Origin of the sequence: Amycolatopsis acidiphila (assembly GCF_021391495.1) — a bacterium.
GTDB classification, from domain to species: domain Bacteria; phylum Actinomycetota; class Actinomycetes; order Mycobacteriales; family Pseudonocardiaceae; genus Amycolatopsis_E; species Amycolatopsis_E acidiphila.
Genome location: NZ_CP090063.1, coordinates 176,084 through 189,751 on the forward strand (window position 1 = coordinate 176,084; position 13,668 = coordinate 189,751).

General features: G+C 68.6%; 13 protein-coding genes. 7 read left to right on the top strand and 6 right to left on the bottom strand.

Annotated features, from left to right (window positions below; genetic code table 11):
* Positions 1-7 precede the first annotated feature (7 nt).
* The gene (locus tag LWP59_RS00895) at positions 8-2,125 is read left to right on the top strand and encodes a glycosyltransferase family protein (RefSeq protein ID WP_144632538.1); all 2,118 of its coding nucleotides are present in this window, start codon (positions 8-10) and stop codon (positions 2,123-2,125) included.
* A 57-nt stretch (positions 2,126-2,182) separates the two neighbouring features.
* On the opposite strand, the gene LWP59_RS00900 is transcribed toward LWP59_RS00895, so the two are convergent.
* Together LWP59_RS00900 and LWP59_RS00905 are read right to left on the bottom strand one after the other, a co-directional pair.
* Complete coding sequence (locus LWP59_RS00900) at positions 2,183-2,938, bottom strand: decaprenylphospho-beta-D-erythro-pentofuranosid-2-ulose 2-reductase (protein WP_144632541.1); 756 nt, start codon at positions 2,936-2,938, stop codon at positions 2,183-2,185.
* Complete coding sequence (locus LWP59_RS00905; RefSeq protein ID WP_186383007.1) at positions 2,935-4,317, bottom strand: FAD-binding oxidoreductase; 1,383 nt, start codon at positions 4,315-4,317, stop codon at positions 2,935-2,937. Before LWP59_RS00905 ends, LWP59_RS00900 begins: the two co-directional genes overlap by 4 nt.
* A 93-nt stretch (positions 4,318-4,410) precedes the next feature.
* On the opposite strand from LWP59_RS00905, the gene LWP59_RS00910 reads away from it, so the two are divergent.
* The 5 genes from LWP59_RS00910 (at position 4,411) to LWP59_RS00930 (ending at position 9,655) form a co-directional block, all read left to right on the top strand.
* Positions 4,411-4,869 carry a GtrA family protein gene (locus tag LWP59_RS00910; protein WP_144632544.1) on the top strand — a complete coding sequence of 153 codons (459 nt, stop codon included), beginning with the start codon at positions 4,411-4,413 and terminating at the stop codon, positions 4,867-4,869.
* A 36-nt stretch (positions 4,870-4,905) separates the two neighbouring features.
* A complete protein-coding gene (locus tag LWP59_RS00915) occupies positions 4,906-6,858 on the top strand; it encodes a glycosyltransferase (protein ID WP_144632547.1) in 1,953 nt (650 codons plus the stop codon).
* A 181-nt stretch (positions 6,859-7,039) separates the two neighbouring features.
* Positions 7,040-7,510 carry a hypothetical protein gene (locus LWP59_RS00920; RefSeq protein ID WP_144632550.1) on the top strand — a complete coding sequence of 157 codons (471 nt, stop codon included), beginning with the start codon at positions 7,040-7,042 and terminating at the stop codon, positions 7,508-7,510.
* A gap of 3 nt (positions 7,511-7,513) precedes the next feature.
* On the top strand, positions 7,514-8,113 hold the full coding sequence (locus tag LWP59_RS00925) for a DUF3558 family protein (RefSeq protein WP_144632553.1): 600 nt from the start codon (positions 7,514-7,516) through the stop codon (positions 8,111-8,113).
* A gap of 3 nt (positions 8,114-8,116) precedes the next feature.
* Entirely contained in the window at positions 8,117-9,655 is a 1,539-nt protein-coding gene (locus LWP59_RS00930; RefSeq protein ID WP_144632556.1) for a hypothetical protein, read from the top strand.
* Positions 9,656-9,664: 9 nt separating this feature from the next.
* Here LWP59_RS00930 and LWP59_RS00935 read toward each other — a convergent pair whose 3' ends face one another.
* Positions 9,665-9,907: a hypothetical protein gene (locus LWP59_RS00935; RefSeq protein WP_144632559.1), complete on the bottom strand. Its 243-nt coding sequence runs from the start codon at positions 9,905-9,907 to the stop codon at positions 9,665-9,667.
* Between the two features lie 121 nt (positions 9,908-10,028).
* Between LWP59_RS00935 and LWP59_RS00940 the strand changes: the two genes are divergently transcribed.
* On the top strand, positions 10,029-10,790 hold the full coding sequence (locus tag LWP59_RS00940; RefSeq protein WP_144632562.1) for an ESX secretion-associated protein EspG: 762 nt from the start codon (positions 10,029-10,031) through the stop codon (positions 10,788-10,790).
* Here the strand turns inward: LWP59_RS00940 and glfT1 are convergent.
* From glfT1 to wzm, 3 genes are read right to left on the bottom strand one after another with little or no spacing between them, the layout of a single operon-like run.
* Positions 10,784-11,695 carry a galactofuranosyltransferase GlfT1 gene (gene glfT1 / locus LWP59_RS00945; protein WP_144632565.1) on the bottom strand — a complete coding sequence of 304 codons (912 nt, stop codon included), beginning with the start codon at positions 11,693-11,695 and terminating at the stop codon, positions 10,784-10,786. The two genes, LWP59_RS00940 and glfT1, sit on opposite strands and share 7 nt — an antisense overlap.
* Positions 11,696-11,697: 2 nt before the next feature.
* Entirely contained in the window at positions 11,698-12,513 is an 816-nt protein-coding gene (wzt, locus tag LWP59_RS00950; RefSeq protein WP_144632568.1) for a galactan export ABC transporter ATP-binding subunit Wzt/RfbE, read from the bottom strand.
* A 9-nt stretch (positions 12,514-12,522) separates the two neighbouring features.
* Positions 12,523-13,485 (bottom strand): galactan export ABC transporter permease subunit Wzm/RfbD, encoded by a 963-nt coding sequence (gene wzm, locus LWP59_RS00955; RefSeq protein ID WP_144632571.1) that lies wholly within the window; start codon positions 13,483-13,485, stop codon positions 12,523-12,525.
* Positions 13,486-13,668 lie beyond the last annotated feature (183 nt).

Sequence of the window (13,668 nt, forward strand, 5' to 3'; positions counted from 1 at the left end):
GTTCCGTGTGATCGAAGTGCTGAACGCCACCCGCGAAACCAGCCAGGACAGCCGATCCGCGACGCGTAGGAAGCGTGACCCCTACCCGTGGCTGATCGGCGGGCTCGCGCTGCTCCTCGGCCTCGCGTTCGTCGTCTCCGATCTCGCGGCCAACCAGGGCAAGCTCCTCGCGCCGCTGGACGACGTGTACATCCACCTGCAGTACGGACGGCAGATCGGGCTCGGGCACTTCTTCCAGTTCAACACCGGCGACCAGGTCAGCTCCGGGGCCAGCAGCTTCCTCTACGCCCTCGTGCTCGGGCTCGCCTACGCCATCGGGTTCCACGGCGCGTGGTTCCTCGCCTTCGCGATGGGGTTCAACCTGCTGTGCTTCGCGGCGAGCGCGGCACTGGTCTACCGCCTCGGCGCGCTGCTCGTCGCGCGCTCGGTCGGCGGCTGGACCGGGCTGCTGGTCGCGGTCAGCGGGCCGCTGCTGTGGGGGACGGCCAGCGGCATGGAAGTCGGCATCACGATGCTGCTCGTGGTGTCGACCGTGCTGGTGTTCGTGCGCGAGGCGCCCGGCGGCCGGTTCCGCTTCACCCCGGTGATGGCCCTGTTGCTGGCGCTCGTCCGGCCCGAAGGGCTCATCTTCGCCGGCGTGCTCACGCTCGCGTCGTGGTGGATCCTCTGGACCCGGCGCCGCACGACCGGCATCGCCCGCTCGTGGGCGCGCTGGCCGTGGACCCTGCTGCCGCTCCTGGCCGGGATCGGCCAGCTGGTGTTCTACGCGATCGCCACCGGCACCACCTCGGCCAACGGCATCCAGGCGAAATCGCTGCTCTACGACCGGCCGTTGTTCTACCTCGGCGACTTCATCGACCGGGCGGCGGCGAACCTGCGTGGGCTCGTCGGCACCTTCCTCGGCTTCACCATCGGGGACTTCGCGTTTCCCGGCGCGCTCCTGCTGTTCTTCGCCGGTGTGGTGTACCTGATCCTCCTCCGGCGGGCCTGGCGGCCGGTGCTCGTGGCGCTCGTGGCCGGCCTGGTCGCGGTCATGCTCTCGGTGTCCACCCTGAACACCGCGCTGGCGCACAACCTGCGCTACGAGCAGCCCTTCCTGCCGATTCTGCTGCTGTTCGCGGTGTCCGGCGCCTACGGCATCACCCGCGTCGTACCGCACGCCGCGCGGCGGCCGACCCTGCACGGCGGGCTCGCGGTGGTGCTGGTGTTCTCGCTGCTCGCGGTGCCGACGTGGGCGGTCCGCTTCGGTCGGGACAGCGCGACGATCCGGGACAGCGACGTGTCCGTCGGCGGCTGGATCAGCGGAAACGTCCCACCGGGCGCGAGCGTCGCGGTGAAGGACGTGGGCGCGGCCGCGTACTTCGGCAAGCACCGGGTCGTCGATCTGATCGGCCTGGGCACCAACGGTCTGGCCGAGGCCTCGAACAACGGCATCGGCTCGCTCTACGAGGCGGTCCGCCGCCTGCCCGCCGCGCAGCGCCCGACCTACTTCGCCACCTACGACAGCGGCCCCGGCCCGTCCATGGCCATGCTGCGGCAGGTCGGCATCCTCGAGAACGAGCCGCTGCAGGTGTTCGACGTGCAGACTCCGCCGGACATCGGGGGCAACCTCATCGTTCCGTTCCGGGAGATCGACATCTACCGGGCGGACTGGACGCTCGCCGGCACCGGCGACGAGCAGCAGGTGCCGGGACAGCTGCGCGACTACCTCAACGTGGGCGACCTCAGCAGCGAAAAGGCGCACGCCTACGACCCGCGGATGGCGCAGGTCGGCATGCAGCCGCTGAGCATCGTGTCCCGGCTCGGCGACGTCGTCGACAGCGGCCGCAACATCGCCGGTGGTGAGGCCTTCACCGCGCACAACCTGGTGCCGGGCCGTCCGCTGACGATCACCTCGCGCACCGCGATGAACAAGATCGTGCCGGACATGCAGGTGCTGGTGGACGGCAGGCCGGCGGGCACCTGGACGCGCACCCCGGAGGCGGGCGGCTGGGCGACCTACAGCTACACGATCCCGGCTTCGCTCATCACGGCACCGACCGCGCGCATCGAGATCCTGCAGCCCCGCCCGCTGCTCAACCCCTACCCGATCTACAACTCCTTCGGCTACTGGCTGAGCCAATGAGAAAGGGGGGAGGCCCCTGAACCGGTCCGGCCTCCCCCCTTCTTTCCTGCCCCGGGATCAGATCGGCAGCTTCCGGAAGATCGGCCGCGGCACGTGCCGCAGCACCGACATCACCAGCCGGAACGGTGCGGGCGCCCACACGAGATCCTTGCCCTTGCGAGCCGCGTCCACCGCGATCTCGGCGACCTGCTCGGCGGTCTGCTCCAGTGGCGCCTTGCCCATGCCCTCGGTCATCTTCGTCTTGACCTGGCCCGGGCGGACGACCGTCACGGTGACCCCGTGCGGCGCGAGCGCCTCGCCGAGGCCGAGGTAGAACCCGTCGAACCCGGCCTTCGTGGAGCCGTAGACGAAGTTCGAGCGGCGCACGCGCTCACCGGCCACCGACGACAGCGCGATCACCGCGCCGTGCGCCTGCTTCTTGAGCTTCTCCGCCAGCGCGACGCCGACCGACACCGCGGCGGTGTAGTTCACCGTGGCCAGTTCGACGGCCTTGGCGTGGTCCTGCCACGCCTCTTCGTTGTCTCCGAGCAGCCCGAACGCGACCACCGTGACGTCGATGTCGCCTTCGTCGAACGCCTTGTCCAGCACCGCGGGGTGCGAAGCGGTGTCCTTGGCGTCGAAGTCCACTTCGGACACTTCGGCGCCCGCCGAGCGCAGCTTCTCCGCGGCGAGCTTGCGGCGCTCGGACGGCCGGGCCGCGAGCACGACCTTGAGGGGGCGCTCGGCGAGGTACTTGCCGGCGATCGCGAGCGCGATGTCCGACGTGCCGCCGAGCAGCAGGAGCGACTGGGGGTTGCCTACCGCGTCGATCACAGTTCGAGCCTCCGGCTCATGTCTGAGGCGAAAACGCCTTCGGGGTCAACGGAATGCCGGACCTTGCGCCACTCGTCCAGGCGCGGGTACATCTTCGCGAAGGTCTCCGCCGTGGTGCGGGAGTCCTTCGCCGTGTACAGCCGGCCGCCGGCGGCCAGCACGTCGGAGTCCAGCTCGATGCAGAACCGGCCGAGCCCGTTCTTGATGGGGAAGTCCACGCTGAGCATCCAGCCGGGCGACGGCCAGGACAGCGGCGCGCGGTTGCCCTCGCCCATCCGCTTGAACACGTTCAGGAACGAGTAGTGCCCGGAGGTCGCGATCTTGCGGCAGATGCGCTTGAGCTCGTCCTCCCGGCCGAACGGGACCGAGAACTGGTACTGCAGGAAACCCTTCGAACCATAGGCGCGGTTCCACTCGCTGAGCATGTCCAGCGGGTGGTAGAACTGCGTCAGGTTCTGGATCTTGCCGCGCACGCCCTTCTTCGGCACCGTGCGCTGCCAGACGTTGTTGAGCAGCCCGAAGGTCAGCTTGTTGCCCAGCCCGTTGGGGAACACGTCGGGCAGCGTCGCCAGCTGCGGCGCGTCGAACTTCAGCGGGTCGTGCCGCAGCTTCTCGGGCAGCTGGTCCACCCGCGCGAGCGAGCCGCGGGAGAACGTCGCGCGGCCCAGCCGCTCGTCGGAGTTGATCAGGTCCGGCACCGACATCGAGTAGTCGTAGTTGAGGTCGGAGCCGTCGGTGAACAGGGCGAGCGTCTCGTCCAGGTTCGCGGTGCGGTCGGCGTCGACGACGAAGTACGCGCTCTCGGTCTTCTTCATCCGGATCTTCGCGCGGACGATGATGCCGGTCAGGCCGATGCCCGCGACGGTGGCCCAGAACAGCTCCGCCTCGGGGCCCTCCGGGGTCAGCGTGCGCACCTGGCCGTCCGCGGTGACCAGGTCCATCGACACGACGTGGTTGCCGAAGCTGCCCGCGCTGTGGTGGTTCTTGCCGTGGATGTCGTTGGCGATCGCGCCGCCGATGGTCACCTGGCGGGTGCCCGGCAGCACCGGGACCCACAGGCCGTGCGGCAGCGCCGCCTTCATCAGCTGGTCCAGGCTCACGCCCGCGTCCACGTCGACCAGCGCGCTGTCGGGGTCGATCGAGTGGATCCGGTTCAGCGCGGTCATGTCCACGACCAGGCCGCCGGCGTTCTGCGCGGTGTCGCCGTAGGAGCGGCCCAGCCCGCGTGCGATCACGCCGCGCTCGCCCGCCTGGGTCACCGCGCGGGCGATGACCTCCACGTCCGGCGTGCTGAGCACGTCCGCCGTGGTCGGGGCCGTGCGGGCCCAACCGGTCAGTGTCCGCCGCTCGGTCGGAAAATCGGGAGTCGTCGCGTTCACCCGGACCAGGGTAACGATCCCCGATCGGCGGCTTGCGGTTGACCGCTTCTACACTTTCCGCGTCCTTGAAATCCCGGCCGGTGAGGTAGTGCAGTGGTGTCTACGGAACCGCAGGAGTCAACGGAGACGTCGAAGGCCGCCCCCGGCCTGCTCGGCCAGCTGGTGCGTTTCGCGCTCATCGGTGGCTTCTGTGCTTGTCTCGATCTCGGGGTGTACACCGGCGAACGCGCGCTGGGCATGAACCACGTGCCCTGGGACACCGTCGCGCGGGCGATCAGTTTCATCGTCGGCACGACCACCGCGTATTTCCTTAACCGGAAATTCACATTTTCTGCAGGGCGAAAAGAAGGTGCCGCTCAGGTCGGCAGTTTCGTGCTGCTCTACACCGTGACGTTCTTCGTCGCCGTCGGCATGAACGCACTCATGCTGCAGGTGCTGCCGCCTGCTTCCTGGCAGCCGACCCTGGCGTGGGTCATCTCGCAGGGCACCGCGACCGCGATCAACTTCGTGATGCTGAAGTGGGTCGTGTTCCGTGAGCAGCCCACCGCCTAGCTCGTGACCAAGAATCCTCTGGAGGACAGCGAACCCATGGCTGGTAAGACCGCCACCGGACGGGCCACCACCGCGACGGCAAGGACGCGGGGCACCGGCTCCCGCGCGGCCGCGACCGAGGAGGAGACCACGTTCTCCGAGCACACCCCCAAGGGGCGGCTGACCACCCAGCGGGGGCTCTTCGCGGGCCCGTCGCCGGTCGTGTCGAAGGACCTCTACGCCGAGGTAGCGGAGGGTGTCGTCACCCGCAAGCGCGAGCGCATCAGCCTGGAGGGGTCGGCCCGGGTCTCCGGCAACACCTACTTCGGCCGGTTCCCGGCCAGCTACTGGCAGCGCTGGACCACCGTCCGTGAGGTCCGCGCCGAACTCGTCGTCACCGGCTCGGGCTTCGTCGCCGTGCGCGCGTCGGACTACGAGGGCGAGCCGCGCACCGTCGCCGCCCAGGAGGTCGAGGGCGCGAAGGGGACGGCGCTGAGCTTCGACCTGAAGCTCGACAAGTTCCTCGACGGCGGCGCGCTGTGGCTGGACCTGGAGACCGAGGCCGGGCAGCAGCTGAGCGTCGAGCGGGTCCGCTGGACGGTCGAGCCGCCGGAGACGATCCGGCCGACCGCGGTGACGATCTGCACGATGAACCGCGCCGACGACTGCCTGGCGAACCTGCGGGCGCTGGCCGGGGACATCTCCTCGCTGGACACTCTCGACGCGATCTACGTCACCGACCAGGGCACCGACCGGGTGGACTCGCGCGACGGGTTCGCGCAGGTCGCGGGCGACCTCGGGGACAAGCTGCACTACATCGTCCAGCCGAACCTCGGCGGTGCCGGCGGGTTCACCCGCGGGCTGTTCGAGGTGGCCGGGCACACCGAGACCGAGCACGCGAACGTCCTGTTCATGGACGACGACGTGCTGCTCGAGCCGGACCTGGTGATCCGGATGACGGCGTTCTCCAACCGCGCCGCGAACCCGATCATCGTCGGCGGCCAGATGCTCAACCTGCTGCACCCGCACCAGTTGCACGTGGGGGCGGAGTACGCGCGACTGAACACGCTGGAGCCGGGTCAGCCGGTCGAGCACAGCCTGTCCACCGCGGACCTGCTGGGCGTCGACGAGGAGACCGGCAAGCCGAACAAGCAGGAGCGGCGTCTCGACGCGGGGTACAACGGCTGGTGGTCGTGCCTGATCCCGTACGAGGTGGTGAAGGAGGTCGGCTACCCGATGCCGTTCTTCTTCCAGTGGGACGACGCGGAGTACAGCTACCGGGCGCGCGCCCACGGCTTCCCGACGGTGACGCTGCCCGGTGCGGGCGTGTGGCACGCGGACTTCCACTGGAAGGACTGGGACGAGTGGCACCGGTACTTCAACCTGCGCAACTCGATCATCACGGCGGCGCTGCACAGCGAGTTCAACCTGAACGTGCTGGCCAGGGTGCTGATGGCGCAGCTGGTGCGGTACCTGCTCGGGATGCAGTACGGGCTGACGCACACGCTGATCAAGGCGGTGGAGGACTTCCTCGAGGGCCCGGAGATCCTGCACGACGGCGGGGTCGCGGCGATGAAGGACATCCGCGAGATCCGCGCCCGGTACCCGGAGACGAAGCGGCACGACCCGACCGACGTGCCGGGCATCGCGTCGAACGACATCGGCATCATCAACAGCCCCGGCAGGCCGGCCTTCCAGCGGCTCGTGCTGGTCAAGCGCGTGCTCGACCGGCTCCGCGGCCGGTCCCGGTTCGCGCTCGGTGCGATCCCGATGGACGAGGCGAGCTGGTGGCACGTGGCCCTGTTCGACACGGCGGTCGTGACGGACGCGAACCAGGAGGGCGTGCGGGTGCGCAAGTACGACCGTGACCGCATGTTCGAGCTGGCCAAGCACGGGGTGCGGGTGATCAACCGGCTGCGCAAGGAGGGCCGTGCCGTGCAGGCCCAGTACAAGCGGGCGATGCCGGGCCTGACCAGCCGGGAGAACTGGAAGCGCCTGTACGAGCTGTGACGTTGTGGTGCGAGACCCCGTGGTTCCCTGTCCGGAGCTGCGGGGTCTCGTGCTTTCCGGGAACCGCGGGCCCGTGAGCTGCGTCGAAGTGATGTTTCTGCGTGAAAGCGCGGTTGCGGTCGGTTGTCGGCCAGTAGACTCCGCGAGGTAACCGGACGAGACGACGGGGGACGGGACAGCGATGACGGGGTTCGTGCCCAACGCGGGCCAGCCGCAAACTACGGGCGCCGGTGTCGGTGGCGCGGTAGGCGCCGCCGTCGGCGGCATGCTCAGCGAGGCGGCCATCGCCTCCACCTCGGCCGAGGTGCAGAAACTGGTGGACTCTGCCAAGTCGGGCGGCTTCGCGATCAGCGAAGAAGGCGCGAACGAGTACATCAAGGTGTTCCGTGGTTTCGAGGACCAGCTCAACGCGCTGGAGACCACCGTGCAGGACGCGAGCCAGTCTCCCCAGCTTGGCGGAAGCACGTACGCGAGCACTGTCGCGTCAGAAACAGTGAAGATCGCGACTGGTGATCACCAGTCGTACTCCACCGCGCTTCGATCGCTCGGCGTCATCGTGAAACAGGCGCGAGAGGCCTTCGAGGACGCGAAGAAGAACTACGCGCAGATGGATGATGACGCGAAGCAGACGTTCGGTGGGATTCAGGTCTGATCAATGCGAAACACTGTACGTAAGGCCTGGATCGTCCTGCCGTTCGTGACCGCAGCCATGGTCGTGGTCGGCTGCTCCACCGCCAGCACCGGCAACCCCATCCCGCAGACCGGTCCTTCGGCAAGTGGCGGTCAGCAGAGCTCTTCGGCGCCGACCAGCTCTGCCGGTGACTCGAGACTGGGTTCGGTCAACGCCTGTGACCTGCTCACGACTCAGGAAGCGGCGTCTCTCATGAAGGCGCAGGGACCTGGGCACAACGAGGACACCACGGCGTCCGGCGCGACAAGCAATTGCAAGTGGACCGGTCGCTCCGCGGACGACAGTTCCACGAACCTGAGCATCAGCGTGCGGGCCGCCCAGGGGCTGGATCAGGTGAACAACTCGGGCGGAAATCTGACCCAGGGATCGATCAACGGCCGCCCGGCCAGCCAGTATGTGCCGAGTGCGGGCGGATATTGCATGGTCTCGCTTGCCGTGAGCTCCGATTCCCGCGTCGACCTGGGCTACTCGCTCCTCGCTGCAACTGACAACACCGAGGTGTGCCGGACTGCGAGCGATATCGCCAACATCGTCGAACCCAAGCTGCCGAAGTACGAGGGGTAGACCATGACCAATCCGCAGCAGCAGGGCAACCAGGGCCTGGACCAGTACAACAACCAGTACCAGGACATGACCCCCTGGACGCACGGTGGCCGCTACACCTCGCCGGAAGAGGCGCTCAAGCAGCAGCTCGTCGCGCAGGGGTACGACCCCAACAGCAAGGGGTTCTTCGACCTCTTCAACAACCTGATCGCGCAGTCGAAGGCGAACGCCACCGCCGACCAGCAGCGCACCCAGCAGTCGCGCCAGCTGAGCCAGGGCGTCGAGTTCCGCAGTGGGCTGCCGGCGCCGGACACGCACTACCAGGGCTACGACCACAGCACGCTGCAGACCATGGTCCAGTCGGTCAACCCCGGCCAGGTCACCGGTGTCTCCACCTCCTGGACCCAGCTCGCCAACGCGATGGCCACCTTCGGCCAGCAGCTGGGCCAGGCGGCGACCAAGTCGGGCGCCACGTGGAAGGGTGACGCGGCCGAGTCGGCCTACAACTTCGTCTCCGGGCTCGGCACCTGGAGCGACCAGAGCGGCCAGGCGGCACAGCTCGCGTCCGACCAGGTCTACAGCCAGTCCTCCGCGGCCGAGACCGCCAAGAACAGCATGCCCGAGCCCATCCCGTTCAGCTGGACCGACGAGATGAAGGGCTGGGCCAGCTCGAACCCGCTGGACCTCGTCGACAACATCGACAAGTCCTTCCAGAAGCAGCAGCAGAGCCAGGAGGCCCACGACCAGGCCGTCCAGGTCATGACGTCCTACGACAACAACCTCTACACCGCCGCCTCCAAGGCGCCCGCGTTCAACCCGCCGCCCACCTTCGAGGGCCCCACGGGCGGCACCACCGGGCACCTCAGCGGCAGCATCGACGGCACCTCCTCCGCCGGCTACACCGGCCCGTCGGGCGGCACCGGCGGTGTCGGGGGCACCGGCGGCACACCGGGCGGCGGCCAGGTCGGCGGCGGCAACTCCGGCTCCCTCAGCGGCAGCCTCGCAGGTCTCAGCACCCCGGTCGCGCCGACCCTCAACAGCGGCGTCAAGACCGGCGGCAGCAGCACGCCCGGCCGGACCAGCGCGCAGGGCTTCCAGCCGCCCGGCGGCAACTCCAACTCCTCGACCAGCTCCGGACTCGGCCAGGCCGGCCTTGGCAGCATGGGCGGTATGCCGATGGGCGCCATGGGCGGCGGCTTCGGCGGCATGGGCGACGGGGACGACTACTCGAGCAAGGTCGGCCGCGGTGGCGGCAGCGGGTTCGGCCCCGGCGGCTCGGCCGCGAGCAGCGGCAGCGGGAGCAGCGGCAGCGCCGGCGCCGGCGCGCAGAGCGGTGCCCGGGCCGGCGGTGCGGGTGCGGCCGAGACCGCCGCGGGCGGCAGCGGCGCCCGCGGGTCGGCCGGGTCCAGCGGACGCAGCGGTATGGGCGGCATGGGCCACGGCGGCAAGGGACAGGGCGGCGAGGACGAGGAGCACCAGCGCCCGTCCTGGCTCATCGAGCCCGACCCGGACGAGGTCTTCGGCACCACCGAGCGCACCGCCCCACCGGTGATCGGCGAGTAACCGAACGGATCAGTGCAGACCGAACACCTTGCCTTTTCGCTGCAGGTCGTCGATATAGGCGACGGCGACGTGCGCGAAATTGACGGAAATACGGGATTCGTCTTTGGTCTGCACTGATTCCGTGGAACCGTGTTCGAGCAGCAGGGGCAGTTTCGATGCGAGTTCTTCCGCACCTTCCCCGGGCAGGGCGAACACCAGTGGTTCGCCGCCGGTGGCGAGGTGCAGGACGAGTGCGGGTTTGGTTTCGGCCATGCTTCCAGAACACCAGTTTCCGATCTTGTACTGCAACCGGGTTCGCTGACGGCTGAGAGAGTCCGAAAACGCAGCTGATCCGCTAACGTGCTGCAGGGACCATTTCCGAGGGGGAACGTCGATGCCACACCAGTTCTCGCTGTCGCTGGCGGCGCTGGACGTGCTGCTCGAGCACATGAAGCTCGGGCGGGCGCCCGCGCCGTTCGAGGTGCCCTACATCGGCACGTCGAGCACCCAGCGGGCACAGGTGCGCGGAGCGGTGTTCCGTGAGCTCGAATCCCGTGGCCTCGCCGGCCGCGGCCGACTCGACCCGGACCTGGAGCTGGCGCTGCACACCTTCACCAAAGCGCCCGTCGCGATCACCGCCGTCGCTCAGCTGGAGGAGGGCAAGCAGCTGTTCGCCCGCGCCGTGTCGAACGGGCAGTACGCGGTGGTCGCCAAGCAGGACCAGAACTCGGTGATCTTCACCGACGCCCGCCCGACGGCGATCGTGCCCGGCATCGTCGACCTGCTGCCGCTCACCCCGGCGGCCGCCGGCCAGTCGGTCACCGTGTCGAAGCCGGCGAAGCGCGCGAAGCACCGCCTCGACGACGACAACAGCTACGACCCGTTCGCCAACGTGAGCAAGCCGCGCTCGACGGCGCCGGCCCAGTTGCGCATGGTCGAGCGCATCTTCCAGAAGCCCAAGCTGCGGATCGGCCAGTTCAGCGCCGTCGTGCAGGCCCACCGGCTGACCCCGACCGCCTGGTTCGACACCGAAGAGGGCCGCTACTTCGTCACCTCACGCGACGCGGAGGACGGTCAGAGCTGGGTCACCTACGCGCCCGCGGACAACGCACGGATCGCGCACCACCTGTTCGAGCAGCTGCAGCCGTATCAGTAGCGGAAGAACTTCTCCCGCTGCCCCTGCCGCACCAGCTTCAGCCACTGCAGGAACGCCTTCGGGTCACGCTTGACGCCCACGAAGTACAGCCCGAACCGGATCACCTCGAGGGCGCCGATCTTGCGCATCCCGGGCTGCGACAGCAGATAACCCCGGTTGCGGTAGGTGTAGTAGCGCTTGACCTCGTTCTCCGGGTCCTGCGCGTGGAACCGCCCGCCGAGCATCGGCTTGAACTCGTCCGAGCCGTCGGGGTGCAGGTAGGACGCCTTCAGCGACGTGCCGAACGGCAGCCCCGACCGCGCCAGCCGCCGGTGCACCTCGACCTCGTCACCGCGGAAGAACAGCCGCAGGTCCGGCACGCCGACGACGTCCAGCGTGGACGCGCGGAACAGCGCGCCGTTGAACAGCGAGGCGATCCCGGGCAGGAAGTCGGCGCCCAGCTCCGCCGAGGACCGCTTCCAGGTCAGGCCCCGCCGCAGCGGGAACGCCAGCTTCGCGGGCGCGTCGATGTTCGTCACCACCGGCGACACCTCGGCCAGGCCGCGCTTGTCGGCCTCCGTCAGCAGCACCTCGAGGACGGTCTCGTCGGCGGGCCTGCCGTCGTCGTCCGCCAGCCACACCCAGTCCGCGCCCAGTGACAGCGCGTGCAGCATGCCCAGCGCGAACCCGCCCGCGCCACCGAGGTTCCGGTGCGAGGGCAGGTAGGTGTACGGCAGCGGATAGGACTCGACGACCGCGCGCGCGGGCTGGTCCGGCCCGTTGTCGACGACCACGAGGTGGTCGACCGGCCGGGTCTGCGCGGCGATCACCTTGAGCGAGTCCGCGAGCAGGTCACGCCGGTGCCTGGTGACCACGACGGCCACCACGGCACCCTTGCCGAGCGGCGCCTGCTCGGGACTGCTCATGCTCACTCACCGCCTTTGACTGTCACCACGTGCTCGGCCCCGATCCGGGCGGCCGTCTCCGCGCTGATGCTCTCGTAGGGGTCCCGCCCCTTGTAGGCGGTCAGGACCTCGCGCAGGGAGCCCTGCATGCGCATCCGGCCCTCGTCCATCCAGATGGCCGTGGTGCACAGCTCCAACAGTAGGTCGTCGGCGTGCGAGGCGAAGACCAACAGGCCGGAGCGGCGCACGAGATCCACGAGCCGGTCGCGGGCCTTGTTCAGGAACGCCGCGTCGACGGCGCCGATGCCCTCGTCGAGGATCAGGATCTCGGGGTCGATCGTGGTGACCACGCCGAGCGCCAGGCGCACGCGCATACCGGTCGAGTACGTCCGCAGCGGCATCGAGAGGTAGTCGCCGAGCTCGGTGAAGTCCGCGATGTCGTCGACCCGCTTCTCCATCTGCTTGCGGGTCATGCCGAGGAAGAGGCCGCGGATCATGATGTTCTCGTAGCCGGAGATCTCCGGGTCCATCCCGATGCCCAGGTCGAACACCGGCGCGACCTTGCCCTCCACCCGGGCGGTGCCGCGGGTGGGCTCGTAGATGCCCGACAGCAACCGCAGCAGCGTGGACTTGCCGGCGCCGTTGTGCCCGACGAGGCCGACGCGGTCGCCGTCCTTGAGCGCCAGCGACACGTCCTGCAGCGCCTCGATCACCGGCACCCTGCTGTCCGTGCCGATCTTGCCGCCGACCTTGCCGAGCACCCGCTTCTTCAGCGACCGGGTCTTCGCGTCGAAGATCGGGAAATCGACGTACGCGTTGTTGACTTCAATGTTGACCATGTCTAGTTCTCACACCCAGTAGGAGACGCGGGCCCGGTAGTTGCGCATCGCGACGAGGGCGAGCAACCAGCCCACGACGGTGATCCCGCCGACGACGACCCAGCTCCAGGGGTTGACGGCCTGTCCGATCAACGGCGCACGCAGGATCTGGACGAAGTGGTAGAAGGGGTTCAGGTGCACGATCGGCACCACCCACGAGGCGAGTGCCGAGCGGGCGCCGTGGCCGTACAGCTGGTCGATGGGCCAGACGATCGGGGTCATGTAGAACAGCAGCTGGATCAGCGAGTTGATCACCTGCGGGATGTCCCGGTAGCGGGTCGAGATGATGCCGAGCAGTAGCGTGATCCACCAGGCGTTGAACGCCAGCAGGAAGAACGCGGGGATCGCGCTCAGCGAGTACAGGCCCAGGCCCGGGTGACAGATCGGTGAGTCCGGCCCGCAGGTGCCCGTGGTGAGACCGTACGAGTGGCTCAGCGAGCCGAAGAAGATCGCGTCGATGATGACCACGACGATCAGGTTGTGCGCGAACATCAGCGTCTGCCGCCACACCGTGCGCAGCGCGTACACCGTCAACGGCGCGCGGATCTGCTTGATCAGGCCCTCGTTGGAGATGAAGGTCTCCATGCCCTCCGACAGGCAGCCGCTGATGAAGGTCCAGACGATGAACCCGGTGGAGATGTAGGGCAGGAACGTCGAGGTGTGCAGGCCCCACAACTGTGAGTACAGCAGGCCGAGGCCGAGGGAGATGACGCCCTGGCTGATGGTGATCCAGAACGGGCCGATCACCGACCGGCGGTAGCGCTGCTTGATGTCCTGCCAGCCCAGGTGACTCCACAGCTCACGCTGCGAAAACCCCTCGCGGATGTCCTCGAACGCGCGCGCGAAGGAACGGCTGTTCGCCGAGGGCGGGATCCGCCGTGGACCGTTTGTCACAGGATCGCTGGCCGTGTCGACCGTGCTGGTGGCGTGCACTGCCTCAGGGTAGCGACCGGAACCGGGGGGTCCCGTTGAGGGCGGGCAACCTCCTGCCACCTGGGGCGTCACTCTTTCGGGGCGGATAATTCCTGGCCGCTTGTGCCCGGTAGCGTGTGATCCACCTTCCGCCGAGGCGCCGTAGCCTCCGCTGTTTCGACAAACACAAAATCTGAAGCGGGG

What these genes read in the sequence shown, in the direction of transcription:
- LWP59_RS00930 (WP_144632556.1), top strand. Translation starts at nt 8,117, where the DNA reads ATGACCAATCCGCAGCAGCAGGGCAACCAGGGCCTGGACCAGTACAAC.
- LWP59_RS00935 (WP_144632559.1), bottom strand. Translation starts at nt 9,907, where the DNA reads ATGGCCGAAACCAAACCCGCACTCGTCCTGCACCTCGCCACCGGCGGC.
- glfT1 (WP_144632565.1), bottom strand. Translation starts at nt 11,695, where the DNA reads ATGAGCAGTCCCGAGCAGGCGCCGCTCGGCAAGGGTGCCGTGGTGGCC.
- LWP59_RS00925 (WP_144632553.1), top strand. Translation starts at nt 7,514, where the DNA reads ATGCGAAACACTGTACGTAAGGCCTGGATCGTCCTGCCGTTCGTGACC.
- LWP59_RS00915 (WP_144632547.1), top strand. Translation starts at nt 4,906, where the DNA reads ATGGCTGGTAAGACCGCCACCGGACGGGCCACCACCGCGACGGCAAGG.
- LWP59_RS00920 (WP_144632550.1), top strand. Translation starts at nt 7,040, where the DNA reads ATGACGGGGTTCGTGCCCAACGCGGGCCAGCCGCAAACTACGGGCGCC.
- LWP59_RS00940 (WP_144632562.1), top strand. Translation starts at nt 10,029, where the DNA reads ATGCCACACCAGTTCTCGCTGTCGCTGGCGGCGCTGGACGTGCTGCTC.
- wzt (WP_144632568.1), bottom strand. Translation starts at nt 12,513, where the DNA reads ATGGTCAACATTGAAGTCAACAACGCGTACGTCGATTTCCCGATCTTC.